We start from the raw sequence: 26,544 nt of genomic DNA, 5'->3' as shown, positions 1-26,544 counted from the left end.
GCAGAATGCGGCAGGGGTTAACCGGTTCTTTACCATAAATTCTCGACTATGCCTCAAACCCATGTCCCGCGAAGGTGGGAACGGACGAATCACCGTCCCGCCTCTGCGTGGGGCATCACTTGACCGCTGATCGGGAACGCCAATGGCCCGCGCCACGCCGCATGCTGCTTCGGACGACCAAGGCACCACTCCCCAGGCCGGGGACTGGCAGGCCCTGCGCGGGGAATTGGTGGCGCTCTTGAACCAGGTCGAGGGCCGTCTCGACCCCGTTCGCCAGGCCGCGCCTCCGGCCGCGAGACCTGCCCCGCGCCCCCGGCGCCTGCCCGATCCGGCGCCGCACGACCTTCCCGCAGACCAGCGCCATCGCGAGGCGCTCCGCTCGGTCAAGAAGGCGATGGATCGGTTCGCTCCTGAACCCCTGCCCGAGCAGGAAGACGATTACGATGCGCTTCCGCCCAATCCGCGGGACATCCTGCAATCGGCCATCCTCGACATCCGGTCGCGCCATCGCGCACCCCGTGCCGCGGCTTCCCCCTCGCGCCAGCCGGTACAGCCTCCGGCGCCGGCCCCGGTTCTTCCCGAGGCCACCGCACGCCAGTTCGACGAGTTCGCCCGTGCCGTGGGCACGATCTCGGGCCGGCTCGAACGGCTCGAGGCCATGATCAAGGCGCAGTCCGGCGCCGAGAACATCCGCGAGATCGGCGAGCAGATGGGCCAGCTGACGCAGGTCGTCGAGCTGCTCGCCGGCGCCGTGGGTGAAACCGGCCAGGTCAAGCGGCTCGAAGGTCAGATCTCCGGGCTCGCCCGGCTCGTCGCCGAAGGCCCACGCCTCGATTTCTCGGCTTTGACCGAGCGGATGGACGACGTTTCGAGCACGGTTGCGCGCCTTGCCGAACTCCAGATCGAACAGACCACCCGCGACCGGGCCCGGCCGAGCCCGGCCGAAGCAGTGCGCGAAGGCATGCAGGGCGTCGAGGAGACGCTGCGCGCCGTTTACGATCGCATCGACACCATGGAGCGCAATGTCGCCCTGCCGCCGGCCGCGCTTGAAAGGCTGACCGACGAGGTCGCCGAAATCAACGCCGCCATGCGCGCCGGCGCGATGCAGCCTGCCGGTCTCGTCGAGATGATCGAAACGCTCGGTCAGCGGCTCGAGGCGATCGACGGGCGCGCGGACGAGGTCACGGGCCTGCGCGACGACGTGCTGGCGCTGCGCGGCGCGGTGGTCTCGGCCATCGACCCGCGGTTTTCGGCGCTCGAGATGCAGATCGAGGCCCTCACCGACCGCGTCACCGACGGCCCGACCGATGCCGGCATCGGCCAGCTCGAGGCCCAGGTCCGGCTGCTCGCGGCGCGCATGGACCAGACCGGCGAACAGCTGACGGGTCTCGCCCGCCTCTATACCGATGCCGAGCCCGACGAGCCGGCCCTCGATATCGAGGCGCTCGCCGAACGGGTCGCGAACCGCACCTCCGAGGCTATCCGCGACGCGGCTCCTGAGCCCGTGACGCCCGAGCTGGGCGAGGACAGCCTTGCCGCCCTCGAAGCGCGCATGTCGGCGCTCTTCCGCGCCGCCGCCGAAGAGGCCCGTGGCCCCGCCCCGGACCTCTTTGAGGGCATGCAGGATGGCATCCGCCAGGTCGATGAACGCCTGGCGCGGCTCGAACAATCCCTCTCGCGGTTGCGCGAGCCGGTGGCTGCGCCCGAGCGTCATCCGAGCCTGCCCAAGGACCTCCTTTATGTGAAGGTCAACACGCCGCCGAGCCCGGCTGCAGCCTTTGCCGAGGAGGATGCGGGCCTCGACGACGCCATGCCACTGAGCCCGGACGAAGAGCGCCCGCTCACCGATCCCGGCTTCCCCGATTTCAGCCACGCCGATCCCGGCCCCGTGCGCACCGCCCTTTCGGGCGGCCGGCCCATGTCGACCCTCCGGCCCGGCGCGGCGGACCGCCCTGCCTTCGACCCCTCCAGCGTCACCCCGCCGCCGCGCCCGCAGTCGAGCCTCGAGCTCGGGACCGATATCGATTTCACGCCGCAAAGGCGCCCCGAGCCGGAGCCGGTCCACGCCCCGGCCTCCGAGACCACCGTCAGCCGCAACACCTTCATCGAGGCCGCCCGCCGCGCAGCGCAGCGCCAGAACGCCCAGAAGACCGAAGCCAACGCCACTTCGCTCATCGGGCGCGCCATGGCCCGCTTCCATCAGGCCGGCGAAGCCGACGACGGAGCCGAAGCGCCCCGCGCCCGCGCCGCACATCCCAAATCCGAACCGGCACCGCTCGCTGAAGCCAAGGCGCAGGAAGCCGCAGCCTCTGCTTCAGTGGAGCCTCAAGCCGTTACGCCTGAGGACACGGCCGACGAAGCGGCGCGCCCCGGCTTCCTCAGCCGGCACCGCCAGCCTCTGCTGCTTGCCGCCAGCGTCGTTGCCATCGCCTTCCTGACGCTCAATCTCATCGGCCAGCGCAATGAGGAGGCACGCCTGCGCGAGACGGGCGCCGCCACGGCGACGAGCACCGTTCCTTCCGCCCTGCCCGCCCCTGCCAATGCCGCCGCGGACCTTGCCGAGGATCCGGCGGGCCCGCGTTCCGATAGCGGCATCGTGCCGGCACCCGCTGCCGTCGCCGGGCCGGCGCGGATCCTGCCGCTCACTGATGGCGGCACGGACGGGCTCGTCACCGGGTCGATCGATCCGGGAGCGGCGATGCGCTTTGCGCCCACCACCGGCCAGCCGCCGTCCGACCGCTTCGGCAGCGCCGGCGTTGCGGTCACCAATGCTGCGCTCGGCGAACCCATGCCGCCCCTTCCCGTCGAGCCTGCGGTAACAGGCCCCACGCGCGGCGCCGTGCAGGTCGAGCTGCCCCCCGAGGCGGTCGGGCCACAGGGCCTCCGCGAGGCCGCTGCCAATGGCGATCCGCGTGCCCAGTTCGAAGTGGCCGCCATCTATACCGAAGGCCGCGCCCTGCCCCAGGATTTCGCCGCCGCCGCCATCTGGTACGAGCGCGCCGCAGCGCAGGGCTTCGCCCCGGCACAATATCGGCTCGGCAATCTCTACGAGAACGGCCGCGGCATCGAGCAGGATTTCGCGCAGGCCCGTCTCTGGTACCAGCGGGCCGCCGAAGCCGACAATCGCATGTCCATGCACAATCTGGCGGCGCTGCTGGCCGGCGGACAGCTGGGCGAACAGGATTTTTCGGCTGCAGCAGAATGGTTCGAGAAGGCCGCGCTCCGCGGCCTTGCGGACAGCCAGTTCAATCTGGGCATGCTCTATGCGCGCGGCCTCGGCGTGCCGCAGAACATGGAAGCGAGCTATAAATGGTTCTCGCTCGCGGCCGCCGGCAACGACCCCGACGCCGTCAAGGCACGCGATGACGTCGCCCGCTCGCTTGATCCCGATGCGGTCGCACGCGTCACCGCCGAGCTCGCTGCCTGGCAGCCCCAGCAGATCGACCTCGCCGCCAACTTTGCCCCCATCGGCTCGTGGAACGCGGGCTTTGATCCGGGCGAGGCGATCACCGACCAGTCCGTCGTCACCAATGTGCAGGCAGCGCTCGGCCGTCTCGGTTATGAGATCGGCGAGCCCGACGGCATTGCCGGCCCCCGCACCGCCGAGGCGATTCGCGCCTTCGAGCGCGCCACGGGCATGAGCGAGGTCGGCGCGATCAATCCGCGCCTGCTGGCCGTCCTCGGTAGCCAGCCCGTCTGATCCGGCCCAGTTCGGCCCGAAGGCGATGCTGCGGCAGGATCGTTGACGGCACAATGAATTGACGTTGGCAGGGGGGGCGCGTAAGCGTCCCCCCTGAGCCTTTCACCGCCGCCCCGGAACCCGGTCTTGTTGGTCTACCTGCCAATCGCCGAGCTTTCCATGAACCTCTTCTTCCTTGTGGGAATTGGGGGGGCAGTGGGATTCCTGTCGGGTCTGTTCGGGGTGGGCGGCGGCTTCCTGCTCACGCCCCTCCTCATCTTCACCGGCGTGCCCGCGCCCGTCGCCGTCGCCTCGGTCACGGGACAAGTCGTCGCCGCCTCGACCTCTGGCGCGCTCTCCTACTACCGGCGCGGCCAGATCGACCTGCATCTGGCCCTCTATCTCGTGCTGTCGGGCGTGCTCGGGGCCTTTGGCGGCGTCGCGACCTTCTCGATGCTGCGCGCGGCGGGCCAGCTCGATCTCGTCATTTCGCTCGGCTTCCTCGTCATTCTGGGGCTCGTCGGCACCATGATGATGATCGAATCGGTGCGCGCCATGTTCAAGCGCCGCGCCGGGGTGGTCGCACGGGAGCGCCTGCCCCATCAGCACAACTGGATCCACGGGCTCCCCTGGCGCATCCGCTTCAAGAAATCCAAGCTCTACATCTCGGTCATCCCGGTCCTGGTGCTCGGGCTCTGCATCGGCTTCATCGGCTCTCTGCTCGGCATTGGCGGCGGCTTCATCCTCGTGCCCGCGCTCGTCTATCTCCTGCGCGTCCCGGGCAATGTCGTCATCGGCACCTCGCTCCTGCAGGTCGTCGCGATGATGGCCGCGACGCTCATCCTGCACGCCGTCCAAAGCCAGAGCGTCGACATCCTCCTTGCCTTCTGCCTCATGGTCGGCGGCGTCATCGGCGCCCAGTTCGGCGCTTCGGCCGGGCAATACCTGCGAGGCGAACAATTGCGCGCGATGCTCGCAGCCCTTGTCCTCGCCGTCGCCATCCGCTTCGGGCTGTCGCTCGTGCTCGCCCCAGCCGATCCCTGGAGCATGGCCGTGGTCGGGGCCGGAGGGGTGATGTGATGCGGATTTTCTGCGCCCTCATCCTGCTGATCGCGCTCGTCGTGCCAGCCGGCGCCCAGCGGCTCGTCTCCACCCTCTCCAACCAGACCGTCGCCATCAGCTCGAGCTTCGACGGGGAAACACTCACCATGTTCGGCAATGTCGAGCCGGCCGAGGAGACGCCCCTTGCCGCCCCGCAGGGCCCCTATGAGGTCGTGATCCTCGTGACCGGCCCGCTCACCGATCGCGTGGCGCGCCGCAAGACGCGTCAGTTCGGCATCTGGATCAACACAGAGCAGGTGCTCTTCGAGCGTTTCCCATCCTATTTCCACGTGCTTGCGAGCCGTCCCCTCGCCGAGATCACAACACCGGCCACGCTCGCGGCCGAAGGCATCCTGCCCGAAGTGCAGGCCGAACGGGCCGCGCGCACCGATTGGTGGAGCGCCACCATCTATGCCCGCGAACTGGTGCGGCTGATGACGGAACGGCGCTATTTCGGCGTGGAGGAGCCGGGCGTCCGCTTCTTGTCGACCACCGCCTATTCGGCCCAGCTGACCCTGCCGCACGACGTGCCCAATGGCGCATTTCTGGCCACGACGCTCGTTTTTTCCGATGGCGAGATCGTCGCGCGCCGCGCCGAGCGCTTCAACGTCCGCAAGGTCGGCTTCGAGCGCTTCTTGGGCAATGCGGCGGTGCAGTACCCGCTCTTTTACGGCGTCTTCTGTGTCTTCCTCGCCCTTTTCACCGGCTGGCTCGGCGGCGTCGTCTTCAAGCGCTGATCAGCGCCAGGCCCGGCCTGGGGCAACGTGCGCACATAGGCTTCCAGCACTGCGTTCATGCGCGACTGGTAGCCCCTGCCCTGCGCTCGAAACGCCTCGAGGACCGACGTCTTCACTCTCAGGCTTATGGCCTCGGTCTTCTCGGGCTGGACCAGCTTTGCGGTGCGCCAGAATGCCTCGTCGAGTTCGGGAATTTCGCTGTAGTCGATCGCGTCGTCCGGCTGAACCGCCAGCTCGTCGGCGGTCAGCTCACGTGCGTAACGCCTGCTCATAACGCATCCTTTCTGCCCGGTTTGCACGCCGCGCGGAGATCAGACGCACAGTGCCTTTCCGATCCGTGTGTACGACGACGATCACCAGCACACCCTCGACTGCCCCGATGCTGACGGCGCGGGCCTCACCATAGTCAAACCGCTCATCGGCGGAGGTCAGGACGGGCCCTTCGAAAATCCGGCTGGCAAACGCGAAACCAAAGCCATGCTTGGCGATATTGGCCCTGTCCTTGGACGCGTCCCATTCGAATTTCACCTGTATATACTCTTGTATATACAAGACGACAAGCGCTGATCAGCCATCGACAAGCCGTCTCGCGCTCACCGGGTAGAGCTGGCCGCGCCCGAGCATGGTGATCTCGAGCGCCGAGCGATCGAAGAGCCCGGCAAACGCCTTGCCCAATATGTTGATCGAACCGGTCGAAGCGCCATAGGCCGGCAGGATCATCAGGCGTCCATCATGGACGAAGCAGGGCCGCCGGGTCGAGCGGCCATTGATCACCACCCGCGCTGCAGGATGCAGGTGCCCCGCAACCAGCCCCGGCCGCCCCTTTTCGGGCATGTGAGCAAGCCTCAGCCCGCCGATCTCGAGCGCGGCCCGGCATATACCACCGAGCCTGTGCGGGCTCGGATCGTGATTGCCAGAAAGCCAGTGCCATTCACGCGCGGCCATGAGGTCGCCGAGCAGCGCCCGGTCCGCTCCCGAAAGGCTCTCCGTGCCATGGTCGCGATGGAAACTGTCCCCGAGCGCGACGACGCTTTCCGCTCCGGTCTGGGAGAGGTCGGCCGCGAGCCGCTTGAGCGTCATCGTCGTATCATAGGGCGGCAGGAACTGGCCGGTGCGCGCGAAGGCGGCGTGCTTTTCGAGGTGCAGGTCCGCGACCAGCAGCGTCCGGCGGGCATGCCAGTAGAGCCCGCCCGAGGGCAGCGGGGTGAAGACCTGCCCGCCGAACCGCAGGATATGGCTCACCATTTCCCCGCCCCACTCCTGCCCTTCCCGATAGTTCACCGTCCCGTCGCTTCCCTCAGCAATTCTTCTGCGGCTTCGGCCATGGCGCTCTCGCGGCCTTCCCCGAAGATCGGCTCCTTGCCGATGTCGAGCAGGATGGGTACCGCGAGCGGGGAGATTAGGTCGAGCGGTTTGTGCACGATATGTTTCCGTATGCGCCTCAGGCACTGCCCGAGCCGCTCGATGTCGAGCAGCCCCCGCGCCGCGTCCCGGCGCGTCGCCTGGATCAGGATATGGTCGGGCTCGTGCTGGTAGAGGACGTCATAGATGATGTCCGCCGACATTGTGACCTGCCGGCCCGTCTTTTCCTTGCCCGGATGCCGGCGTTCGATGAGCCCCGCGATGACCGCGCAATTGCGGAAGGTGCGCTTCATGAGCGCCGACTCGTCGAGCCAGGCCTCGAGATCGTCGCCCAGCATGTCCTCGGCAAAGAGGTCGTCGAGCGATAGCCGTCCCGTGCGGATCAGCGCCGACAGATCCCCGAGCCCCCAGATGGCGAGCGAATAGTCCGAGGCGACGAACCCCAGGGGCCGCGCGCGCGCCCGCTCGAGCCGCCGCGTCAGCAGCATGCCGAGCGTCTGGTGGGCCAGCCGTCCTTCGAAGGGATAGCAGACGAGGTAGTTCTGTGCGCCCCTCGGAAAGGTCTCGACCAGAAGGCTTTCGCGCCCCGGCAGCACGGAGATGTCGGCCTGCAGGCGCAGCCAGTCCCCGACCTGCTCGGGCAGTTCGTCCCAATGGCCGGGATCGGCCAGCATGGCGCGCACCCGATCGGCGAGATAGGTCGAGAGCGGGAACCGCCCGCCCATATAAGAGGGAATTTTGGGGTCCGGCGCGGCGCTGCGCGAAACATAGGCTTCGGTCTCGTGCATCCCCTCGAAGGCGACGATCTCCGACCCGAAGACGAAGGTGTCGCCCTTGACCAGCTGGTCGATGAAATATTCCTCGATTTCCCCCAGCACCCGGCCCCCGCGCCCGATCGGCCCGGTCGTCGCCCCGCGCCGGAAGCCGCGCCCGCGCACGAGCCGCACCTTCACCATCGGCTCCTCGATGATGGTGCCGATATTGAGCCGGTATTGCTGCGCGACGCCCGGATTGGCGATGCGCCAGAGCCCGTCGGGCGTTTGCCTGAGCTTGGCGAAGCGCTCATAGGCGCGAAGCGCATAGCCGCCGGTCGCCACGAAATCGAGCACCCGCTCAAAGAGCGGCTTGGTAAGTTCGCGATAAGGCCAGGCGCGCGTGACCTCAGCAAAGAGCGCGTCGGCATCCACTGGCGCGGCGCACGCCATGCCGAGCACATGCTGGGCGAGCACGTCGAGCCCGCCCGAGACCGGGTCCTCGCTGTCCTGCGCCCCGGCCTCCACTGCCTCGAGCGCGGCCTCGCATTCGAGCACCTCGAAGCGGTTGGCCGGCACGAATAGCGCCTTGGACGGCTCGTCGAGCCTGTGATTGGCGCGCCCGATCCGCTGCAGCATGCGGCTTGCGCCCTTGGGTGCGCCGATCTGGACGACGAGATCGACGTCGCCCCAGTCGATGCCGAGATCGAGCGTTGAGGTGCAGACCACCGCCTGCAACGCCCCGGCAACCATCGCTGCCTCGACCTTGCGCCGCTGCTCGACCGCAAGCGAACCGTGGTGGAGTGCGATCGCGATCCCGTCCTCGTTGACCGCCCAGAGGTTCTGGAACAGCATCTCGGCCTGGCTGCGCGTATTGACGAAGAGCAGCGTCGTTTTGTGCTGCTTGATGATCTCGTAGAGCCCCGGCACCGACCAGGCCGCCGAATGCCCCGCCCAGGGAATGCGATCGCGCGCCGAAAGGATCGACAGCTCCGGCCGCGCGCCGCCCGAACCGACCAGCAGCCGCGTTTCCGCCTCCGGTACGGGCGCGGCGATCCATTCGGCCAGAAGATCGGGCCGCGCCACGGTCGCGCTCAGCGCCGTGATCCGCATCTGCGGGGCGAGCGTCGCCAGCCGCGCGATGCCGAGCGAGAGTAGTTCTCCCCGCTTGGAGGTGACGAGCGCGTGGAGTTCGTCGAGCACCAGCCGCTTCAGCGAGCCGAAGAGCTTCGCCGCCTCGGGATGGCTGAGGAGCAGCGCCAGCTGCTCGGGGGTCGTCAGGAGGATCGCCGGCGGATCGGTCCTTTGCCGCTGCCGGCGGCTTGCCGGCGTGTCGCCCGTCCGCGTCTCGACGCGAATCGAAAGCTTCATCTCGGCGATCGGCGTCGTCAGATTGCGCGCCACGTCCACCGCCAGCGCCTTGAGCGGCGAGATATAGAGCGTATGAAGACCGTCGCCCGGCCTCTCGACGAGGTCGGCAAGGGTCGGCAGGAACCCTGCCAGCGTCTTGCCCGCCCCCGTGGGCGCGATCAGAAGGGCCTGCGCGTCGGCCTGGCTCGCCTCCAGCACGGCGAGCTGGTGCGCGCGCGGCGCCCAGCCCTTGGCCCTGAACCAGTCCTCGATGATGCCGGGCAAAGGGGCCAAGCGCGCGCTCCGGCAAAAACAGCCATGATGGTGCTGCAAATCGATCCTAACCCTATATGATTGCAGAGCTGGGCAGAAGCACGGCGCGAGCGGAGAGCATCACGATGAGCGAGAGCGAACTTCAGGACTATCGGGACCGGCGGTCGCGGCTCGAGCGCTTCCTCGGCGACCGGCCGCTGGCGCTCGTCGTCCGGCTCACCATCATCTCGCTGATCGTGGGCTGGCTGATGAACACCTTCGGCTTCGGTGCCGAGGAGATCCTGCGATGGCTCGAAGACGTCACCCGCCATTTCTCGCGCGACGGCATCCGGCTGCTCCAGCAGAGCTCCACCCATATCATCGCCGGCGCCGCGGTCGTCGTGCCCATCTGGCTTTTGCTGCGCGTCCTCGCCGCGGGGCGGCGCAAGTGAGCGCATCGCTGACGCTGACGCCGGCGGCCGCGCTCGCGCGCCTCCACGCCCATTGCCTCGCGCTTCATTCCGAAGCCCACGGCCGGCGGATCGCCATCGGCATCGCCGGCGGTCCGGGCACGGGCAAGTCCACCCTTGCCGGCGAACTCGTCACCATGCTCGAGGCCGCCCATCCCGGGCTTGCGGCTCTCGTGCCGATGGATGGGTTCCACATGCGCCACGCCAAGCTCGAGGCTCTGGGCACCGCCCATGAAAAGGGCGCGCCGCACACTTTCGAGGGCGCAGCCTTCGTCGATTTCCTCGCCGGTCTGAAGCGCGCCACTGGCCCTGTCTCCGGGCCCGGCTACAGCCGCAAGATCGAGGATGTTGTCGAGAACGCCTTCACCATCCCGGCATCGGTGCAGGTGCTGGTCGTGGAAGGCAATTACCTGCTCCTGCCCGACGCGCCCTGGGCGGGGATCAAGCCGCTGCTCGACTGGGCCGTCTTCATCGAGGTCGCGCGCGATACGGTCCGTGCCCGCCTGCTCAAGCGCCATGGCGAGGAAGGGCTTTTCACTGAGGAGCGCAATTTGCGTCACGTCGAGACGGTCGACCTCGTCAATTACGACCGTGTCGCCTCCTCCCGGGACCGCGCCGATCTCATCCTCGAGCTCGAGACCGACCACTGATCACCCTCTGACGGGCTTGTATGCCCGGGCCGAACGCGCCAAACCTCCCCCATCGATCCTCCCAGCCCCGGACGTTTCATGGCCGCGCCCGTCTACCCCTTCACGGTGCGCAGCCGCGACGTCTGGGCCATCGCACTGCCCGCTTCGATCGCGTTCATCACCGAACCGCTCGCGGGCATCATCGACATCGCCATCATCGGCCGGCTGGGCGATGCTGGCATGCTGGGCGGGCTCGTCCTCGGCACGCTGCTCTTTGATGCGCTCTTTTCGCTCGCCTATTTCCTGCGTATCGGCACCGCCGGGCTGACCGCCCAGGCGATCGGCGCCCGCGACCCGCGCGACGGGCTCCTGCACGCCGCCCGCGCGCTTTTGCTCGCCGTCCTTATCGGGCTCTTCATGATCGCGCTCGGCGGGCCGATCCACGCCCTCGCTGCGGCACTGCTGGCCCCGCCACCGTCGGCGGCGCCGGCACTCGAGATCTACTTCTTCGTCCGCATCTGGTCGGCGCCCTTCTCGCTCGTCAACTACGCGCTCCTGGGCTGGTTCTACGGCCGGGCTGCAGCCCGCACGGGCATGATGCTGCAGATCCTGATCCACGGGGTCAATGTCGCGCTCTCGCTTCTGTTCGTCTACGGCTTTGGCTGGGGCATTGTCGGGGCGGCGCTCGGGACGGTCCTCGGCAACGCCGCTGCCGCCCTGCTCGGACTCGTGCTTCTGCTCCGGCATTTCGGCGGCATCGGCACGGTGCTTGCGGCCATCGTGCCGGCCGAACTCCTCGATGGCACCGCGCTCCGGCGCATGTTCGCCCTCAGCCGCGACCTCATGATCCGGTCGGCGGCGCTGATGGGCGCCTATGGCTATTTCGCCGCCATGGGGTCGCGCTCGGGCGAGATCGTGCTCTCGGCCAATGCGGTGCTGCTCAATCTGATGATGGTGGCGAGCTTCTTCCTCGACGGGCTGGCCCAGGCGGCCGAGCAGCTCGTCGGCAAATCGGTGGGCGCCCGCTTCCGGCCCGCCTTCGACCGCGCCTATGTCCTCTCCATGCGCTGGGGGCTTGTGATTGCCGGCGGGCTCTTCGCCTTCTGGGTCCTCGGCGGCGGCCTCATCATCGACCTGATGACCACCAACGAAGCCGTCCGCGCCCATGCCCGCGACTTCCTCTGGGTCGCGGCGCTGATGGCGCTCACCGGCATGCCGGCCTTCGTCTATGACGGGATTCTCGTGGGCGCCACGCTCAACGTGACCATGCGCAATGGCATGATCGCGGCGCTTGCGCTCTTTCTGGCCTCGGCCATGGTGCTCGAGCCTCTGCTCGGCAATACCGGCCTCTGGCTTGGGCTGCACGTCTTCTTTCTGGCGCGCGGCGCCTACTACTTCCTTGCGCTCGAGCGGCGGCGTGGCGCGCTCTTTCCCGATCCGGCCTAGAGCGCGATCCGCCCCGAGGCCCAGTCGGCGGTCTTGCGTCCGGTCAGGGCCGCGACATTGGTCTCGCCCTCGGCCCGCACCGCCGCGACCAGCCCACGTTTGATCCGATCGAGCAGGTCGAGCCCCTCAAAGACCATCGCCGAATAGAGCTGGATCGCGTTGGCCCCGGCCTCGAACTTGGCACGCGCGGTCTCTGGGGAATGGATGCCGCCCACCCCCACGATCGGCAGTGTGCCCACCCGTTCGCGCATCTGCGCGAGGCGCCGCGTCGAGAGGTTGAAGAGCGGACGGCCCGAAAGCCCGCCGAGTTCGCGCGCATTGTCCATGCCCTGCACGGCATCGCGGCTGATCGTCGTGTTCGAGACGATGAGCCCGTCAAGATCGGTTTCCCCGATCACCCGCGCGATCCCGTCAAGAGCCGGCTCGTCGAGATCGGGCGCGATCTTGAGCAGCACCGGCACCCGCACCCGCGCCTTGGCGCGCGCCGTAAGCACGCCCTCGAGCAGCCGGCGGAGCGCGTCGTCGGCCTGCAGATCCCTAAGCCCCGGCGTGTTGGGCGAGGAGATGTTGACGGTCAGGTAATCTGCGACATCGGCGAACCGGGTCACCCCCGCCACATAATCGGCGACGAAGTCGGCACTGTCCTTGTTGGCCCCGATATTGACCCCGAGCATCGCTCCGATCCGGAGCGCGCGCAGCCGTGCGAACACCGCCTCATGGCCTTCATTGTTGAAACCCATGCGGTTGATCACGCCGCCCGCCTGCTTCACCCGAAAAAGCCGCGGCTTGGCATTGCCGGTCTGCGGGCGCGGCGTCACCGTTCCGATTTCCACCATACCGAAGCCGAGTTTCGCGAGCGGTCCCGGCACCTCGCCATTCTTGTCGAACCCTGCCGCCATGCCGATCGGGTTCGAAAGCGTCATCCCGCAGAGGCTGGTGCGCAGCTCGGCCGGATCGGCATGCTCCTGCTCGGGCGCGAGCCCCATGCGCAGTGCCGCGATCGTCGCGCCATGGGCGGTCTCGGGATCCATCTGCAGCAGGGCATCCCGGCTCAGCGTGCGCAGCGCAGGCACGCGCAGCAGCGGGGAAAGACGCGACAGGATCATCGAACGGCCTCCGGCAGGTCGGCCCGTCCGTCCGCATCGACAGCAAGGGGCAGAACCCACGCGATCGCATCGAGCGGCAGGGGCCGGTAGAGATGGGGAAAGAGGTCGCCGCCCCGCGACGGCTCCCAGACGAGGTCGAGCCCAAGGGTCCTGACGCCGAGCAGGACGAGATCGGCCTTGCCCGCAAAGTGCTTTGCGAGCGTCCCGGGCAATTGGCCGGCCGTCGAGAAGTGGATGAAGCCGTCCGCGTGGTCGACCGGCATGCCGGTAAAGACACCATCCGCGGCCTGCTCGAACACCGCCCGGTCGGCGACCTTGTAGATGAATTCGGGATCTTCCATGGCCCTGCTTCTAGTCGGCCCCGGCCAAGCCCGCCACCCCTTTGTCGACCCCGTCCCGCCCCCCGCGCCTTTACACCTCAACCCACCTGCAGTAGATAGGACTAGGTTCCGAGTTTGGGACTATTATCCTCTCTTTGGATGGGCGATGTTCTCACACGGGGCCATCTGGGATGCCATTGACGCATTGGCGGAGCGCCACGGGATGACCCCGTCGGGGCTCGCGCGTCTGGCTGGCCTCGATTCCACCGCCTTCAACCGCTCCAAGCGCGTCAGCAAGGACGGCCGCGAACGCTGGCCGTCGACCGAGAGCATTTCCAAGGTGCTCCAGGCGACGGGCGAGAGCTTCGACACGCTCCTCTCCTCGGCCTACATGCAGCCACCCAACCTGCCGCGCGCCGCAGTGCCGCTATTGGGGCTCGCCCAGGCCGGCGCCGGCGGCTTCTTTGACAGTGCCGGCTTTCCCGTCGGCCAGGGCTGGGACGAGGTGCGCCTGCCCACCCCTGGCGATGGCGGCACCTATGCGCTCGAGGTCACGGGCGACTCCATGCTGCCGCTCTATCGGGATGGCGACATCATCATCGTCTCGCCCGCCGAACAGCCCCGTCGCGGCGACCGCGTCGTGGTGCGCACCCGAGATGGCGAGGTGATGGTCAAGATCCTCCACCGCCAGACGCCCAAGACGCTGGAGCTCCACTCGGTCAATCCCGAGCACGCGCCGCGCACCATCGAGATGACCGAGATCGAGTGGATAGCTCGCATCGTCTGGGCGAGCCAGTAGCTAGCCGGCGAGTTCGCCCGCCAGAGCCTTCTCGATCAGCCGGCGCGTCTCGGCCACACCGTAAAGCGCGATGAACGAGCCGAAGCGCGGGCCCTGATCCTGCCCGAGCAGCACCTGATAGATGGCGGTGAACCAGTCGCGCAGCGGCTCGAACCCATGGGCCTTGCCGACCTCGAAGACGAGGTTCTGCAGCGCCTCGGCATCCTGGGAGCCTTCATGGCCGCCCAGCTGCGCACCGAGATCGGCAAGCGCCGCCCGCTCCTTGTCGTCGGGCAGGCGGAACACCTTGCCCGGCTTCACCCGGTCGTTGAAATAGCGCACCGCATAACCCGCCAGCCGGTCGAGCTCGGGGTGGGTCGCCGGGCTCGCACCGGGCACGTAGCGGGAGATGAACCCCCAGAGCACGCCCGCATCCTCGGCATTGGCGGCCGAGACGAGGTTCATCAAAAGCCCGAAGGTGACCGGCATGTCGATGTCGGGCGGATTGCCGGTGTGGACATGGAACACCGCGTTTTCGAGCCGCTCCTCGGGCGTCTGCCGCCCATAGGCGGCGACGAGATTGTAATAATCGTCCACCGCGCGCGGGATCACGTCGAAATAGAGCCGCTTGGCGGCCTTGGGCTTGCCGAACATGTACTGCCCGAGGCTCTCGGGGCTCGCATAGGTCAGCCATTCGTCGATGGTCAGCCCATTGCCCTTGGACTTCGAGATCTTCTGGCCCTGCTCGTCGAGGAAGAGCTCATAGTTGAACCCCTCGGGCGGATTGCCCCCGAGCGCGGTGACGATCCGGCTCGCCAGCTTGACGCTGTCGATCAGATCCTTGCCCGCCATCTCGTAGTCGACCCCGAGCGCGAACCAGCGGAGCGCCCAGTCGGGCTTCCACTGGCACTTGACTGCCCCGCCGGTGACGACCGTCTCGTACTTCTGCCCGTCGGCGGGATCGACATAGACGATCGTGCCGGCCTTCGCGTTGCGCTCGATCACCGGCACCTGCAGCACATTGCCATTGACCTTGGAGATCGGCAGGAAGGGCGAATAGGTCGCCCGCCGGTCCGGCCCGAGGCTGGGCAGCATGATCTCCATCACCGCATCATAGACCTCGAGCATGCGCAGCAGCGCCTCGTCGAAGCGCCCCGAGGTATAGTAATCGGTCGAGCTCGCGAATTCGTAGGCGAAGCCGAACCGGTCGAGGAACGCCCGCAGCCGCGCATTATTGGCCTGTCCGAACGAGGGATGCTCGTCCGAGAAGGGGTCGGGGACCCGCGTCAGCGGCTTGCCCAGATACTCGGCCATCATCTCCTGATTGGGCACGTTTCCCGGCACCTTGCGGAGCGCATCCATGTCGTCGGAAAACGACAGGAGGCGCGTCGGGATCTTGTCTTCGGTCAGGAGCCGAAACGCGGTCCGCACCATCGTCGTGCGCATCACCTCGCCGAACGTCCCGATATGGGGCAGGCCGGAGGGGCCGTAGCCGGTCTCGAACAGCACTTCGCTCTTGCCCGTCCGCTCGAGCCGCGCGATCAGCTTGCGCGCCTCCTCGAAGGGCCAGGCGCGCGCCGTCTTGGCGGGCGGAAAGAATTGCGGATCGAGGACAGGGAGCGCGGCGGACGTCACTGCTTGAGCTTTCTTTACTGGAAGTGCCGCACCTGTTGCCCCAGCAGCACCCGCAAAGTCAATGCCGGCCCGCTTGTCAAGCACGCAGCCCATACCTAGCTTTGGCGCTCAGCACGCTTAAGGAGCCCCAATGTCCGTCACCGCCCAGGATGCGCTCATCCACCTGATGATCATTGCCGCTTCGGCGGACATGCACGTCACCGAGACCGAAATCGGCCGTATCGACGGGCTCGTCTCCCGGCTCCCCGTGTTCGAGGGCTACGACCGATCGCGCCTGACTTCGGTCGCCAATGGCGCCGTCGACCTCGTCAACGCCAACGGTCTGGAAGGCGCGCTCGAACAGCTTCTCCGATCCATTCCCGAGCGCCTCCACGACACCGCCTATGCGCTCGCCGTCGAGGTCACCGCGGTCGATCTCCTGCTCGAGCAGGAGGAACTCCGCTTCCTCGAATTGCTGCGCGATCACCTCGATCTCGACCGGCTCGTCACCGCGGCCATAGAGCGGGCGGCACGGGCCCGGCTGCGGCGCGTTCAGTAAAAGCCGACGGGGAACCAGCGCAGGTAGAGCTCGTCGAGCGCGCCTGAGCGTTTCATCCGCAAAAGCCCCAGATTGATCGCCTCGCGCACCGCGTCCCGACCGGCGGGCAGCGCGACGGCGAGCCCCTCCCCGAAGAGATCGGGCCGGAAATAGGGCCCGCCCGCAAAGGTGCAGCACGCCATGTGCGTGTTGAGCCAGAACGAGGCACGCAAGGCGTCCCCGAAGAACGCATCGACGTCACCGCTCTCGACCGCATCGAGCGCGGCGATCTCGCTTTCGAACGGCACGATCGTGGCGTCCGGCAGGTAGCGGACGAGGAAGCCCTGATGGGCCGAGCCTTCCCGCACTGCGAGCCGGCGCCCCGAAAGGCTTTCGGCTGAAAAATTCTGCGCCGGCCCGACCCGCGTCACGAAGCGCGCCGGAAAGCCGAGATAGATCGAGGAAAAATCGAATTGCTCGCCATTCTCCGGGCTGAGCGCGAGCCCGGCGAGCAGCGCATCGCCTTGGTTGTCGGCCAGCGCCCGCGCCGCCTGCTCCCAGGGCCAGGCCTGGATCGTGCAGGCAACCGCGAGCTCCGTGCAAAGCCCGCGCGCCAGGTCAATGTTGAACCCGACGAGTTCCCCGCTTTCGTCCCGATAGTTGAAGGGCGGGAAATCGGCCGTCGTCAGGAACCGGATGGCCGGCACGCCCGTCGCCTCCGGCGCTGCCTCCCGGGCGCTCGGATCGAAATGATTGGGCAGGTTCTGCCCCAGGGCCGGCGCCCCGAGGAACGTCAGGACACTCAGTGCGAGGAGAAGAAGCCGCATGGAAAGAACCGGGATTGGGCCGAGGAGGTAAGCGTTATGGACCAATTCGGGCCTGAACGCGACAGCGCTCGCCCCACGCCCGCCAAACACCCGAACCGCCGTCCCGTCAAGAGCAAAAGCGCCCTCCTGCTGCGCATTTGTACGTAACTCTCTATTGTCCAACGGGCCCAATGCAGTACCATCGGCATCATATTTTGATGAATACTTGAACCATACTGGCAGCCTCTCTTGTCCCAAGCGCTTGCATTGATGCGGGCGATCCTCGGTCCTGCCGTGACATCGGATGCCGAAGCACGGGACGTGCTCGAGGCAGCTTTGGTGCTCGAGGTGGACCCGATCGTCCATTGTGCCCATCGCCATGGCCTCGGCCACGCCCTGGCGCTCGAGCGCGCTGCGGAATGGGCTGGCCTCGTCTTTTCGCCGTTTATGCCCGAAACGATCGCCGGCAGCGCCCGCATCGCCCGGCTCGACGCGCTGGCCGAAGTGCGCTCTCTGCGCGGACACTCCGAGATGGGCGACGTCACCTATTGCACGCCGCGTTTCACCGAATTCCTCAACCTACGCGAGCGGCTTGCCGAAGCCCCGCATCTGGCCGCGCGCATCCGCATCGTTCCGCCTGCGATCCTGAGGGCGGAACTGGCGCGTTCGAACGCCGACAGGCTGATGGAGGAAGCCCGCGAACGTCTCGCACGGCGCTGGCCGAGCGCGAGCGCCCATCGCGACCTGCCCATGCTCGCGCGCCTCGTCTTCGTCTCCGGCCTGTTCCTCGTCGTGCTGCTCGCGGCCCTTTCGCCCTATCTGGAGCGTGCGCTGCTCGTTCCGCTTCTGGCACTCCTCATCGTCGCGCCGGCCGCACTGCGCTTTGCCGCCCTCTTCGTGCGCCCGCGCCCCGGCGAGGATCCCCCGTCCCTTCCACCCGCGGAGCTGCCCCTTTACTCGGTGCTGATCCCGCTTCGCGACGAGGCCAACATGGTCCCGCTGCTCGAACAGGCGATGCGCGCGATCGACTATCCGCCCGAAAAGCTCGACATCAAATTCGTCGTCGAGGCGAAATCGCGCGAGACCGTCGCCGCCGTCGAGAAGATCCTGGCCGATCCCCGCTTCGAGCTCGTGCGCGTGCCCGACGGGCCGCCCCGCACCAAGCCCAAGGCGCTCGACTATGCCCTGCCGCTGGCGCGCGGCCAGTTCGTCGTCGTCTACGATGCCGAGGACATTCCCGATCCCGATCAGTTGCGCCTCGCCGCGGCCCGCTTTGCGGCCGATCCGGGGCTCGATTGCCTCCAAGCCGAGCTCGTCATCGACAATGGCTCGGAAAGCTGGCTCACCGCCATGTTCAGCGCCGAATATGGCGGACTGTTCGGGCTCCTGCTGCCGCTTCTGGCGCGATGGAAGCTCCCGATGCCGCTCGGGGGCACCAGCAATCATTTCCGCCTCCGCTCATTGCGCGAACTGGGTGGCTGGGACGCCTTCAACGTGACCGAGGATGCCGATCTGGGTGTGCGCATGGCGCGCCTGCGCTATCGCTGCGAGACCTTCGTCAGCCGCACCCGCGAGGAGGCCCCGATCACCCTCGATGCCTGGATGGCCCAGCGCACGCGATGGATGAAGGGCTGGATGCAGACCTTCATCGTGCACAACCGCAACCCGGTCCGCTTCCTGCGCGACATCGGCTGGCGCGGCTTTCTCGCCTTCCAGATCTATGTGGGTGGGCTCATCGTCTCGGCCCTGCTCCACACCGTCTTCATGGCGAGCCTTGCGCTCTTCATCGTCAATGGCGACAGCTGGTTCGGCCTCTCGGATGGCTGGGATCTCGCCTACATTGCCATCCTCGTTCTGGGCTATGGCGGCTCCTTCGCGCTCGCCATCGCCGGCCTCGTGCGGCTCGGCCAGAAGCGGCTGATCTTCCACCAGCTGCTCCTGCCGGTCTATTGGGTGCTGCATTCGGCAGCGACGCTGCGCGCCGCGCGCGAACTCATCACCCATCCCTATTTCTGGGCCAAGACGCGCCATGGCGCGACCCGCATGCGCCGCGATTTCCGTGAGCAGACCCACTCGGTCACGCCCGCTCCGGTCGCGGCGCCGCCAGTGCAGCCCTAGGAAAGGCGCTCAGCCCGGAAAGATCAGCGAGCGGTGCGTCGCCGCGCCCGCCATGGTGCCATCACCCACCGCCAGCGCCAGCGAACCCGCGCCGCGCGCCGCATCCCCGCAGGCAAAGACGTGCCTGACGCTTGTCTGCTGCATCTGGTCGGTGCGGATGAACGGGCCGAGCGGCCCCTCCTCCATCGCGCAACCGAGCGCCTCGGCAAAGGGCGATGAGGGGGCCGTGCGCGACGCGGTGAAAATCCCCGCAAAGGACAGCATCCGCCCATCCTCGAGCACGACGTCCGCATGCCCGCGGATTGCCTGCACTGGCCCCTCGATCACCGTAACGCCGCGCCAGTCGAGCTCGTCCCGCTCCTCGGGCGCAAGCACCAGCGCGTCGTTGAGCAGGAGCGTCGTCGCGCCCCATTCTGGGATCAGCATCGCCTGATGAAGGGCAGTGCGGCCCGTTGCAAGCACTGCAAGTTCCCCACGGTCCAGCTCGTAGCCATGGCAATAGGGGCAGTGGAACACCGCCCGGCCCCAGCGCTCTGCGAGCCCTTCGATCGGCGGCAGCGTGTCGGTGACGCCCATGGCGAGTACCAGTCGGCGCCCCTCCACCCGCTCCCCGTCCGCAAGCGTCGCAACGAACCCCTCCTCACCAGCCGCGACCGAGCTCACATGGCCTTCCCGCCAGCTGACGCTCGGATAGGCAAGTAGCTGGGTACGCCCGTCTGCGGCAATCGCCGAGGGATCGCGCCCGTCCTGTCCGAGAAAGCCGTGGGCGTGAGCGGCGAAGCGGTTGCGCCGCTGCCCGCCATCGACGACCAGCACGTTTCTGCGCGCCCGGGCGAGCTGCAGCCCGGCCGCCATGCCCGCATAGCTGCCCCCGATGATGATGACGTCATGAACCATTATGTGCTCCTGCATGCCCGTGCGCCGCGAACCGGCGCGAGAAATCGTCTGCGAGCGCCGCCAGCGTCACCGTGCCGAACCGCTCGCGTAGCAGCGCCTCGGCTTCGGCGAACGCATCCCCAAGCGCAGCATTCACCGCCTGCTCGACGAGGCATTGGGGGTTGTCGCTGCTATGAGCCATGGCGAGGAGGCCCGGCTCGCCCAGCGCCTCGTGGATTTCGGCCAGGGTGATCGCCTCGAGCGGGCGGGCCAGCACCCAGCCGCCCGCATGGCCTTTTTCGGAGCGTACGATCCCCATCTCGCGCAGGCCCGCAAGCGTGCGCCGCACGACCACCGGATTGGTGCTCATGCACTGCGCCAGCGCTTCCGAAGTCATCGGCCCCTTGTGGTGGGCCATGTGCAGGAGGGCGTGGAGTACGGCGGAAAGGCGGCTGTCTCGTTTCATGTAACTTCTATTATTACATGAAACGGCGAACGGCAAGGCCCCGCCGGCGGCAAACCGGCGGGGCCCTCGTCCCGCGTCTCGAACCGGTCGCCGCGCAATCGGCGCGCCGGCCTCCTCCAGCCCGGCGCCCCGGAGGTGCTAGCGGGCGTCCAGCATCGGCTCGGGCACGGGATCGAGCGCGAGCGGGGTCACGGCCGCCGCATAGCTCGCAAAGGTTTCGCGCTCCGCGCCCTCGGTCAGCAGCCGGCGGTGATAGGGCGCCTCGAATATGCCCATCCACCCGGCCTCGTCGCGATCCTGCTCGAGGAAGTAGCGCTGCCCGCCATGGCAGGAGAGGCAGTTGGCGGCAAAAAGCTCGGCCCCGTCCGCCGGCAATGCCGCGATCACCGCGGCGCCGTCGCCTTCGGGCAGACCGGTGAACGGCCCGTTGATCTCGAGATAGCGCACAAGCGCCCCGATCGCCGCTTGATCGGTGATGCCGGGAAACGCCTCCGCCCAGCCTGCCGCATCGCGTGCGGTGCCGAGCAACGCCCGCAAAGCCGCACCATCTTCGGCACTTTGGGAAAGCACCGCCTTCGGCCCCGCCGGCAGGCCGAGCGCCCCGTCATCCTCGGCGACGGCCGGCGCGCTCCCCAGCCCCAGCATCATTGCCATCGTCAGCATTCCCACTGCGGTCTTCCACATCGCCTTCTCCTTTGCGCTTTTTGGGTCCGGCAGAGGCTAACCCGCAGCGCCGCCCTGCGAATTGACCTCGATCAAGGCGGGCCGCGCACGCCGCTGCTACCCCTCGGTCCATGGCAGGACAGGTGGCGGCAGGCGAAGACATGATGACGAGGACGATCCGGGGCGGGATCGCCCTCTCCGTCGGGACCCCGTGCGACGCCACGACCGAGACGCTGCGCCTGCCTCAGACCATCGCGCTTTTGGGCGAGGACTGCCCCGGCCTGCGCCCGCGTCTCGCCGTCGCCGAAGGGGCCGAAGTGTCGGCCGGCACCCTGCTGCTCGAAGATCGGCACCGGCCCGAAATCCGGCTCGTCGCCCCCGTCTCCGGACGCGTCGTCGAAATCGTCCGCGGCCCGCGCCGCAGCTTCGACAGGCTGGTGATCGAAGCCGCAGATGGCGAGGCACGGGTCTTTGACTGCAGCGCCGCCGACACGCGCGAAGGTCTCGTCGCCCTTCTCGTCGAAGCGGGCCTGTGGCGCGCCTTCCTCACCCGCCCCTATGGGCGCGTGCCCGGCCCCACCGACCAGCCCGACGCCCTCTTCGTCACCGCCATCGATACCCGGCCACTGGCGCCCGATCCCTTCCCCATCATCGCCCGTCGGGCCGGAGCCTTTGCCCGCGGGCTCGCCGCCCTCCGCCGCCTCACCGAGGGCCCCGTCCATCTCTGCCACGCCCCCGGCCGACGTCCGGAGGCGCCCGCCGGCATCCTCCCCACCGCCTTTGCCGGCCCCCATCCCGCCGGCCTTGCCGGCACCCATATCCACCACCTCCATCCGGTCGGCGCGCGCGGCCGCGTCTGGCACATCGGCTATCAGGAGGTGATCGGCATCGGCCATTTGCTCGAAACCGGCCGGCTCTGGTCGCGCCGCATCGTCGGGCTCGCCGGAGACGGCCTCCTGGCGCCGGACTGTCTCGAAACGCTGCCGGGCGCCGATCTTAACGCGCTCGCCAGAGGCAGGCTCGGCCCCGATCCGGTCCGCATTCTCTCGGGCTCGCCCATCAATGGTCGTCCCGCCCGCTGGCTGGGCCATGCCCACACCCAGGCGAGCGTGCTTCGCCATCGGGTCGCGACCGGTGCCCCCGACACCCGGGGATGGCGCGAAGCGCTCGTGCACTGGCTCGGGCGCGGCACCGGCGCCCTCATCCCCAACGCGCTTCACGAGCGCGCGGCCCCGCCCGGCATCCTGCCCATCCCGCTGCTGCGCGCCATCAGCGTCGGGGATGCCGAAACCGCGCGGCGCCTCGGCGCCCGCGAGCTCGCGGGCGAAGATCTCGCCCTCCTCACCCATATCGATGGCGGGGAGACCAACTATCCCGACCTCCTGCGGCGGACGCTCGAACTCATGGAGGCGACCGAGTGATCCCCCTCCTGCCGGCACTTGCCCGGCTTGCCCCGCCTCATGGCCAGCTTCCTGCCCTTCTGGGCCTCGCCCTCCCCATGGCTTTCGTCCTTTTCGCCGAAGGCGGTGGGCTTCTTCTTCGCGTCGGGCTTCTCCTGGCCGTCATTGTCGGCTGGCAGGTGCTCTTCGCGCGCATCCGCGGCCAGCATTTCGGGCTCGAAGGCATGACCGCAGCAATCCTCGTCGGCCTCCTCGTCCCGCCTGCATCACCGCTCTATCAGCTCGTTCTCGCCATCAGCTTCGGCATCGTGATCGGCCAGCTGGTCTTCGGCGGGCACGGGCGGAACATCCTGCACCCGAGCGTCGTCACCCTCGCCTTTCTCATCTTTTCCTTCGCTGCCGAAGGCTATGGACAGGGACCGGACCTTCCGCTGTTCGCCCTCGTCCCCGCCTTCGTCCTGCTCCTCGGCTCGGGCCAGGCGAACTGGCGCATCCTCGCCGGCGCCCTTTTTTCGCTTCTCGGGCTGAGCCTGCTCGGCATCGGCGATCTGCCCGGCCTCATGGGATCCGGCCTCTTCTGGCTCGGCCTTTTGTATTTTGCCGCAGATCCCGTCGCCTCGGCGGCGACCAATCCCGGGCGGCTTGCCCATGGCCTGCTTTTCGGACTCCTCGCGGGGCTCTTTGCCACCGCCGGCAGCATCCTCTCGGCAATCGTCTTTGCCGCGCTGATGGCCGGCATTTTCGCGCCGCTCCTCGATCAAGGCGCAATCACCGTCAACATCCTGCGGAGGTCCCGCCGCCATGGCTGATCCCGCCCGCCCTTCGCCCTGGCGCCGCTTCCTCGACCGCCCCAATACCGATGCGGCAAAGACGATCGGCATCGCCTTCCTCGTCGCGCTTTCCGCAGGCGTCGCGGTTTCGACCACCGCCGTCAGCCTCCGCCCGCTCATTGCCGCCAACGTCCTAGCCGAGCGCGAGGCCCGCATGAACGCCATGCTCGCAGGCCTTCCCGGCATCGGCGCGCTGCTCGCAGAGGTTGGAGCCGGCGCGGTCGAGCCCATGATCGTCGATCTCTCGACGGGCCTGCCTGCCACGGCGTTCGACCTCGACAGCTTCGATCAGGCCGCAATCGCTGCGGACCCCGCAACCAGCACGCCACTCTCGCGCGCCGAGGATCTCGCGGGCATCGGGCGGCGCGAGAACTTCGCCCGCACCTTCGAAGTCCGGCGCGACGGGCGGCTCGCCCTCCTCGTGCTCCCCGTCTATGGCAGCGGCTATCAATCCATCATCCGCGCCTATCTCGCCCTCGAGCCCGACCTTGCGACCGTCGCGGCCTTCACCGTCTACGAGCAGGGCGAAACCCCCGGCCTCGGCGCCCGCATCGCCGAGCCCGGCTGGCAGGCGCAATGGCCGGGCAAAATCGTCGCTTCGAATGGCGAGATCCTGATCGAGATCGTGCCCGAAGGCGCCACCGGCCCCAATGAGGTCGACGGGGTCTCCGGCGCCTCGGTCACCGGCTACGCGCTCACCGACATCCTTCATTTCTGGCTCGGCCCAATGGGCTACGGCCCCTATCTCGACGCCCTCCGCAAGGAACATTCCTGATGCTGCCGGCTCTGCGCGCCCTCTCCGATCCCCTTCTCGACCGCAACCCGGTCACCGTGCACGTGCTCGGCATCTGCTCGGCGCTGGCGGTCACCACATCCGTTTCGACCGCCCTCACCCTCTCGATCGCGCTCACTCTCGTGCTCGGGATCGCCGCCGGCATCATCAGCCTCATCCGCAGGCACATCCCCTCCTCGATCCGCATTATCGTGCAGATCACCATCATCGCTTCGCTCGTCATCGTCGCCGACCAGATCCTGCAGGCCTTCGCCTACGAGATGAGCCAGCATCTCTCGGTCTTCGTTTCGCTCATCGCCACCAACTGCATCGTACTGGGCCGCACCGAGGCCTTCGCGCTCCACAATCCGCCGCGTGCTTCCATGCTCGACGGGCTCGGCAATGGCGCGGGCTACAGCCTCGTCCTGCTCATCGTCGCTTCGATCCGCGAGCTCTTCGGCGCCGGCACGCTCCTCGGCACACAAATCCTCCCACTGATCGCCGAGGGCGGTTGGTACCAGCCGATGCGCCTCATGCTGCTGGCCCCCAGCGCCTTCATTATCCTGGGGCTCCTCATCTGGCTCGTGCGCAGCCTGCGGCCCATCCAGCGCGAAGCCCGCGAGTTCGCGCCCATCGCCTCCCCGCGTCCGGTGCAGCCATGATCGATCTCTTCACCCGCTCGATCTTCGAGGACAATCTGGCCCTCACCTTCTTTTTGGGCATGTGCACCTATCTCGCCGTCTCCAAGCGCATCGAGACCGCGCTCGGGGTGGGCATCGCGCTCATCTTCGTGCAGACCCTGAGCGTCCCGCTCAACCATCTGCTGCATGCGCATTTGCTGAGCCCGGGCGCGCTGGCCGCCATCGGCCTGCCCGATACGGACCTCGGGTTCATGCGGCTTCTCACCTTCATCGGCGTCGTCGCGGGGCTCGTGCAGGTGCTCGAAATGGTGCTCGATCGCTTCCTGCCCGCCCTGCATGGCGCGCTCGGCATCTACCTGCCGCTGCTTGCGATCAATTGCGCCATCATCGGGGGAAGCCTCTTCATGGCCGAGCGGCAATATGATCTCGCCGAAAGCGCGGTGTTCGGGCTCGGCACCGGCATCGGCTGGGCCCTCGCCATCGTCACCCTCGCCGCCATCCGCGAGCGGCTGCGCTACGCCAATGTGCCGAGCGGGCTCGAAGGGCTCGGCCTCGCCTTCATCGTCACCGGGCTCATGTCCATGGCGTTTTCGGCCTTTGCCGGGATCCGCCTGCCATGACCGATATCGTCCTCGGCCTCGGCTTCATAACCGCACTTCTGGTTGCGCTTGCCGCCCTCCTCCATGCCGCGCGCGAAATTCTGCTGCCGGCCCGCCCCGTCACCATCACCGTGAACGGCAGCAAGGCGATCACCGGATCGGCCAACCGCAAGCTCCTCGATATCCTCAACGAGAACGGCATCCCGGTGCCGTCCGCCTGCGCCGGCGCGGGCACCTGCGGCCTCTGCCGGGTCGATGCCGTTGCGGGCGCCGCAGCACCGCTTCCCACCGAGCGCGCCCGGCTGTCGCCGGCCGATCTGCGCGCGGGCGCGCGGCTCGCCTGCCAGGTCGTCGTTCGCTCGGATCTGGCGGTCACGGTGGACGAGGCGATCCTCGGCATGAAGACCCTCGCGGCGCGCGTCGTCTCGACGACCCCGCTGACCCCGCTCATCCGCGAGATCGTCCTCGCGCTGCCCGAAGGAACCGATTTCCCCTTCCGCGCCGGCGGCTTCGTTCAGGTCACCGCCCCCGCCCATACGCTCTCCTTTACCGATATCGATCTGCCCGAGGCCCACCGCGACGCGTGGCGCCGGCTCGGCATCGAAACTCTCGCCTCGCGCAGCGCCGGCCCGGTCGCCCGCGCCTATTCGATTGCGAGCCGCCCCCGCGATGCCGGACGGATCGTCCTCAACATCCGCCTTGCCACCCCGCCCCCCTCGGTGCCGGGCGCCCCGCCGGGCATCGTCTCCGCCTGGCTCTTCTCCCGCGCCCCCGGCGATACCGTCGAGATCGCCGGGCCCTACGGTCATTTCGGCGCCCAGGACACCGAGCGCGAAATGGTGTTCATCGGCGGCGGTGTCGGCATGGCGCCCTTGCGCGCCATCATCGCCGACCAGCTCGAGCGGATCGGCACGCATCGGCGGATAAGCTTCTGGTATGGCGCGCGCAGCGCAGCCGAACTCTTCTACCGGCAAGAGTTCGAGGATCTCGCCAGGCGCTTTCCCAATTTCAGCTTCACCCCCGCCCTTTCCGAGCCCGAGGCCTCCGCCGGCTGGGACGGTGCGACCGGCTTCATCCACGACGTCGCCTACACGCGCTACCTCCGGGATCATCCGGCCCCCGAGGACGCCGAATACTATCTCTGCGGCCCCCCGCTGATGATCGAGGCCGTCTACGCCATGCTCGCCGATTGCGGGGTCGAGCCGGGCGCCATCTTCAACGATGATTTCGGGATCTGAG

General features: G+C 67.9%; 26 protein-coding genes. 15 read left to right on the top strand and 11 right to left on the bottom strand.

Annotated features, from left to right (window positions below; genetic code table 11):
* Nucleotides 1–142: 142 nt before the first annotated feature.
* The 3 genes from EMQ25_RS00670 (at nucleotide 143) to EMQ25_RS00660 (ending at nucleotide 5,517) form a co-directional block, all read left to right on the top strand.
* Nucleotides 143–3,700 (top strand): peptidoglycan-binding protein, encoded by a 3,558-nt coding sequence (locus EMQ25_RS00670; RefSeq protein WP_127186630.1) that lies wholly within the window; start codon nucleotides 143–145, stop codon nucleotides 3,698–3,700.
* A gap of 126 nt (nucleotides 3,701–3,826) precedes the next feature.
* Nucleotides 3,827–4,759 carry a sulfite exporter TauE/SafE family protein gene (locus EMQ25_RS00665; RefSeq protein WP_127186629.1) on the top strand — a complete coding sequence of 311 codons (933 nt, stop codon included), beginning with the start codon at nucleotides 3,827–3,829 and terminating at the stop codon, nucleotides 4,757–4,759.
* Nucleotides 4,759–5,517, top strand: coding sequence for a TIGR02186 family protein (locus tag EMQ25_RS00660; protein WP_127186628.1), 759 nt, complete (start codon nucleotides 4,759–4,761; stop codon nucleotides 5,515–5,517). The genes EMQ25_RS00665 and EMQ25_RS00660 overlap by 1 nt, the downstream gene beginning before the upstream one ends.
* Here the strand turns inward: EMQ25_RS00660 and EMQ25_RS00655 are convergent.
* From EMQ25_RS00655 to EMQ25_RS00640, 4 genes are read right to left on the bottom strand one after another with little or no spacing between them, the layout of a single operon-like run.
* A complete protein-coding gene (locus EMQ25_RS00655) occupies nucleotides 5,448–5,789 on the bottom strand; it encodes a BrnA antitoxin family protein (RefSeq protein ID WP_127186627.1) in 342 nt (113 codons plus the stop codon). The two genes, EMQ25_RS00660 and EMQ25_RS00655, sit on opposite strands and share 70 nt — an antisense overlap.
* Nucleotides 5,767–6,045, bottom strand: a complete 279-nt coding sequence (locus EMQ25_RS00650) for a BrnT family toxin (protein WP_127186626.1) — start codon at nucleotides 6,043–6,045, stop codon at nucleotides 5,767–5,769. Before EMQ25_RS00650 ends, EMQ25_RS00655 begins: the two co-directional genes overlap by 23 nt.
* A gap of 39 nt (nucleotides 6,046–6,084) precedes the next feature.
* Nucleotides 6,085–6,798, bottom strand: a complete 714-nt coding sequence (pdeM, locus tag EMQ25_RS00645) for a ligase-associated DNA damage response endonuclease PdeM (protein ID WP_127186625.1) — start codon at nucleotides 6,796–6,798, stop codon at nucleotides 6,085–6,087.
* Nucleotides 6,795–9,275, bottom strand: coding sequence for a ligase-associated DNA damage response DEXH box helicase (locus tag EMQ25_RS00640; RefSeq protein WP_127186624.1), 2,481 nt, complete (start codon nucleotides 9,273–9,275; stop codon nucleotides 6,795–6,797). The genes pdeM and EMQ25_RS00640 overlap by 4 nt, the downstream gene beginning before the upstream one ends.
* Nucleotides 9,276–9,379: 104 nt before the next feature.
* Between EMQ25_RS00640 and EMQ25_RS00635 the strand changes: the two genes are divergently transcribed.
* The 3 genes from EMQ25_RS00635 (at nucleotide 9,380) to EMQ25_RS00625 (ending at nucleotide 11,778) form a co-directional block, all read left to right on the top strand.
* Nucleotides 9,380–9,685: a DUF6460 domain-containing protein gene (locus EMQ25_RS00635; protein ID WP_127186623.1), complete on the top strand. Its 306-nt coding sequence runs from the start codon at nucleotides 9,380–9,382 to the stop codon at nucleotides 9,683–9,685.
* Nucleotides 9,682–10,353 carry a nucleoside/nucleotide kinase family protein gene (locus tag EMQ25_RS00630; protein ID WP_127186622.1) on the top strand — a complete coding sequence of 224 codons (672 nt, stop codon included), beginning with the start codon at nucleotides 9,682–9,684 and terminating at the stop codon, nucleotides 10,351–10,353. The genes EMQ25_RS00635 and EMQ25_RS00630 overlap by 4 nt, the downstream gene beginning before the upstream one ends.
* 78 nt (nucleotides 10,354–10,431) lie before the next feature.
* Nucleotides 10,432–11,778 (top strand): MATE family efflux transporter, encoded by a 1,347-nt coding sequence (locus EMQ25_RS00625; RefSeq protein ID WP_127186621.1) that lies wholly within the window; start codon nucleotides 10,432–10,434, stop codon nucleotides 11,776–11,778.
* On the opposite strand, the gene EMQ25_RS00620 is transcribed toward EMQ25_RS00625, so the two are convergent.
* Nucleotides 11,775–12,884 (bottom strand): quinone-dependent dihydroorotate dehydrogenase, encoded by a 1,110-nt coding sequence (locus EMQ25_RS00620; RefSeq protein ID WP_127186620.1) that lies wholly within the window; start codon nucleotides 12,882–12,884, stop codon nucleotides 11,775–11,777. The two genes, EMQ25_RS00625 and EMQ25_RS00620, sit on opposite strands and share 4 nt — an antisense overlap.
* Entirely contained in the window at nucleotides 12,881–13,225 is a 345-nt protein-coding gene (locus EMQ25_RS00615) for a DUF952 domain-containing protein (protein ID WP_127186619.1), read from the bottom strand. Before EMQ25_RS00615 ends, EMQ25_RS00620 begins: the two co-directional genes overlap by 4 nt.
* A 145-nt stretch (nucleotides 13,226–13,370) precedes the next feature.
* Between EMQ25_RS00615 and EMQ25_RS00610 the strand changes: the two genes are divergently transcribed.
* On the top strand, nucleotides 13,371–14,003 hold the full coding sequence (locus tag EMQ25_RS00610; RefSeq protein WP_127186618.1) for a S24 family peptidase: 633 nt from the start codon (nucleotides 13,371–13,373) through the stop codon (nucleotides 14,001–14,003).
* Here EMQ25_RS00610 and EMQ25_RS00605 read toward each other — a convergent pair whose 3' ends face one another.
* Nucleotides 14,004–15,617, bottom strand: a complete 1,614-nt coding sequence (locus tag EMQ25_RS00605) for a lysine--tRNA ligase (RefSeq protein WP_244606421.1) — start codon at nucleotides 15,615–15,617, stop codon at nucleotides 14,004–14,006.
* Between the two features lie 130 nt (nucleotides 15,618–15,747).
* Between EMQ25_RS00605 and EMQ25_RS00600 the strand changes: the two genes are divergently transcribed.
* Nucleotides 15,748–16,155: a tellurite resistance TerB family protein gene (locus EMQ25_RS00600; RefSeq protein ID WP_127186616.1), complete on the top strand. Its 408-nt coding sequence runs from the start codon at nucleotides 15,748–15,750 to the stop codon at nucleotides 16,153–16,155.
* Here the strand turns inward: EMQ25_RS00600 and EMQ25_RS00595 are convergent.
* Nucleotides 16,149–16,961: a transporter substrate-binding domain-containing protein gene (locus tag EMQ25_RS00595; protein WP_158625893.1), complete on the bottom strand. Its 813-nt coding sequence runs from the start codon at nucleotides 16,959–16,961 to the stop codon at nucleotides 16,149–16,151. The two genes, EMQ25_RS00600 and EMQ25_RS00595, sit on opposite strands and share 7 nt — an antisense overlap.
* A gap of 228 nt (nucleotides 16,962–17,189) precedes the next feature.
* Here EMQ25_RS00595 and EMQ25_RS00590 point away from each other — a divergent pair, with 228 nt between their 5' ends.
* Complete coding sequence (locus tag EMQ25_RS00590; protein WP_158625892.1) at nucleotides 17,190–19,058, top strand: glycosyltransferase family 2 protein; 1,869 nt, start codon at nucleotides 17,190–17,192, stop codon at nucleotides 19,056–19,058.
* Nucleotides 19,059–19,067: 9 nt separating this feature from the next.
* Here the strand turns inward: EMQ25_RS00590 and EMQ25_RS00585 are convergent, their stop codons facing one another.
* From EMQ25_RS00585 to EMQ25_RS00575, 3 genes are all read right to left on the bottom strand, one after another.
* Complete coding sequence (locus EMQ25_RS00585; protein WP_127186613.1) at nucleotides 19,068–19,955, bottom strand: NAD(P)/FAD-dependent oxidoreductase; 888 nt, start codon at nucleotides 19,953–19,955, stop codon at nucleotides 19,068–19,070.
* Nucleotides 19,945–20,400, bottom strand: a complete 456-nt coding sequence (locus EMQ25_RS00580; protein ID WP_127186612.1) for an Rrf2 family transcriptional regulator — start codon at nucleotides 20,398–20,400, stop codon at nucleotides 19,945–19,947. Before EMQ25_RS00580 ends, EMQ25_RS00585 begins: the two co-directional genes overlap by 11 nt.
* A 138-nt stretch (nucleotides 20,401–20,538) precedes the next feature.
* Nucleotides 20,539–21,084, bottom strand: a complete 546-nt coding sequence (locus tag EMQ25_RS00575; RefSeq protein WP_127186611.1) for a hypothetical protein — start codon at nucleotides 21,082–21,084, stop codon at nucleotides 20,539–20,541.
* Nucleotides 21,085–21,224: 140 nt separating this feature from the next.
* Here EMQ25_RS00575 and EMQ25_RS00570 point away from each other — a divergent pair, with 140 nt between their 5' ends.
* The 6 genes from EMQ25_RS00570 to nqrF are packed head-to-tail and all read left to right on the top strand — an operon-like array spanning nucleotide 21,225 to nucleotide 26,543.
* On the top strand, nucleotides 21,225–22,484 hold the full coding sequence (locus tag EMQ25_RS00570; protein WP_158625891.1) for an NADH:ubiquinone reductase (Na(+)-transporting) subunit A: 1,260 nt from the start codon (nucleotides 21,225–21,227) through the stop codon (nucleotides 22,482–22,484).
* Nucleotides 22,481–23,272, top strand: a complete 792-nt coding sequence (locus tag EMQ25_RS00565) for an RnfABCDGE type electron transport complex subunit D (protein WP_158625890.1) — start codon at nucleotides 22,481–22,483, stop codon at nucleotides 23,270–23,272. Before EMQ25_RS00570 ends, EMQ25_RS00565 begins: the two co-directional genes overlap by 4 nt.
* Nucleotides 23,265–24,068, top strand: coding sequence for a Na+-translocating NADH-quinone reductase subunit C (locus EMQ25_RS00560; protein WP_127186608.1), 804 nt, complete (start codon nucleotides 23,265–23,267; stop codon nucleotides 24,066–24,068). Before EMQ25_RS00565 ends, EMQ25_RS00560 begins: the two co-directional genes overlap by 8 nt.
* A complete protein-coding gene (locus tag EMQ25_RS00555; RefSeq protein WP_127186607.1) occupies nucleotides 24,068–24,727 on the top strand; it encodes an NADH:ubiquinone reductase (Na(+)-transporting) subunit D in 660 nt (219 codons plus the stop codon). The genes EMQ25_RS00560 and EMQ25_RS00555 overlap by 1 nt, the downstream gene beginning before the upstream one ends.
* On the top strand, nucleotides 24,724–25,326 hold the full coding sequence (gene nqrE / locus EMQ25_RS00550; protein WP_127186606.1) for an NADH:ubiquinone reductase (Na(+)-transporting) subunit E: 603 nt from the start codon (nucleotides 24,724–24,726) through the stop codon (nucleotides 25,324–25,326). Before EMQ25_RS00555 ends, nqrE begins: the two co-directional genes overlap by 4 nt.
* Nucleotides 25,323–26,543, top strand: coding sequence for an NADH:ubiquinone reductase (Na(+)-transporting) subunit F (nqrF, locus tag EMQ25_RS00545; RefSeq protein ID WP_127186605.1), 1,221 nt, complete (start codon nucleotides 25,323–25,325; stop codon nucleotides 26,541–26,543). Before nqrE ends, nqrF begins: the two co-directional genes overlap by 4 nt.
* Nucleotide 26,544 lies beyond the last annotated feature (1 nt).

The organism is Arsenicitalea aurantiaca, from assembly GCF_003994485.1.
Classification (GTDB): domain Bacteria; phylum Pseudomonadota; class Alphaproteobacteria; order Rhizobiales; family Devosiaceae; genus Arsenicitalea; species Arsenicitalea aurantiaca.
Note: the sequence above shows the minus strand (reverse complement) of the source record. Positions and strands in the feature narration are given on the sequence as shown.

Excerpts from the sequence above, each read along its gene's own strand:
- EMQ25_RS00670 (WP_127186630.1), top strand. The coding sequence starts at position 143 with ATGGCCCGCGCCACGCCGCATGCTGCTTCGGACGACCAAGGCACCACT.
- nqrF (WP_127186605.1), top strand. The coding sequence starts at position 25,323 with ATGACCGATATCGTCCTCGGCCTCGGCTTCATAACCGCACTTCTGGTT.
- EMQ25_RS00620 (WP_127186620.1), bottom strand. The coding sequence starts at position 12,884 with ATGATCCTGTCGCGTCTTTCCCCGCTGCTGCGCGTGCCTGCGCTGCGC.
- EMQ25_RS00615 (WP_127186619.1), bottom strand. The coding sequence starts at position 13,225 with ATGGAAGATCCCGAATTCATCTACAAGGTCGCCGACCGGGCGGTGTTC.
- EMQ25_RS00610 (WP_127186618.1), top strand. The coding sequence starts at position 13,371 with ATGTTCTCACACGGGGCCATCTGGGATGCCATTGACGCATTGGCGGAG.
- EMQ25_RS00560 (WP_127186608.1), top strand. The coding sequence starts at position 23,265 with ATGGCTGATCCCGCCCGCCCTTCGCCCTGGCGCCGCTTCCTCGACCGC.
- EMQ25_RS00635 (WP_127186623.1), top strand. The coding sequence starts at position 9,380 with ATGAGCGAGAGCGAACTTCAGGACTATCGGGACCGGCGGTCGCGGCTC.
- EMQ25_RS00555 (WP_127186607.1), top strand. The coding sequence starts at position 24,068 with ATGCTGCCGGCTCTGCGCGCCCTCTCCGATCCCCTTCTCGACCGCAAC.
- EMQ25_RS00595 (WP_158625893.1), bottom strand. The coding sequence starts at position 16,961 with ATGCGGCTTCTTCTCCTCGCACTGAGTGTCCTGACGTTCCTCGGGGCG.
- nqrE (WP_127186606.1), top strand. The coding sequence starts at position 24,724 with ATGATCGATCTCTTCACCCGCTCGATCTTCGAGGACAATCTGGCCCTC.
- EMQ25_RS00600 (WP_127186616.1), top strand. The coding sequence starts at position 15,748 with ATGTCCGTCACCGCCCAGGATGCGCTCATCCACCTGATGATCATTGCC.
- EMQ25_RS00625 (WP_127186621.1), top strand. The coding sequence starts at position 10,432 with ATGGCCGCGCCCGTCTACCCCTTCACGGTGCGCAGCCGCGACGTCTGG.
- EMQ25_RS00585 (WP_127186613.1), bottom strand. The coding sequence starts at position 19,955 with ATGGTTCATGACGTCATCATCATCGGGGGCAGCTATGCGGGCATGGCG.
- EMQ25_RS00655 (WP_127186627.1), bottom strand. The coding sequence starts at position 5,789 with ATGAGCAGGCGTTACGCACGTGAGCTGACCGCCGACGAGCTGGCGGTT.
- EMQ25_RS00580 (WP_127186612.1), bottom strand. The coding sequence starts at position 20,400 with ATGAAACGAGACAGCCGCCTTTCCGCCGTACTCCACGCCCTCCTGCAC.
- EMQ25_RS00570 (WP_158625891.1), top strand. The coding sequence starts at position 21,225 with ATGATGACGAGGACGATCCGGGGCGGGATCGCCCTCTCCGTCGGGACC.
- EMQ25_RS00575 (WP_127186611.1), bottom strand. The coding sequence starts at position 21,084 with ATGTGGAAGACCGCAGTGGGAATGCTGACGATGGCAATGATGCTGGGG.
- EMQ25_RS00660 (WP_127186628.1), top strand. The coding sequence starts at position 4,759 with ATGCGGATTTTCTGCGCCCTCATCCTGCTGATCGCGCTCGTCGTGCCA.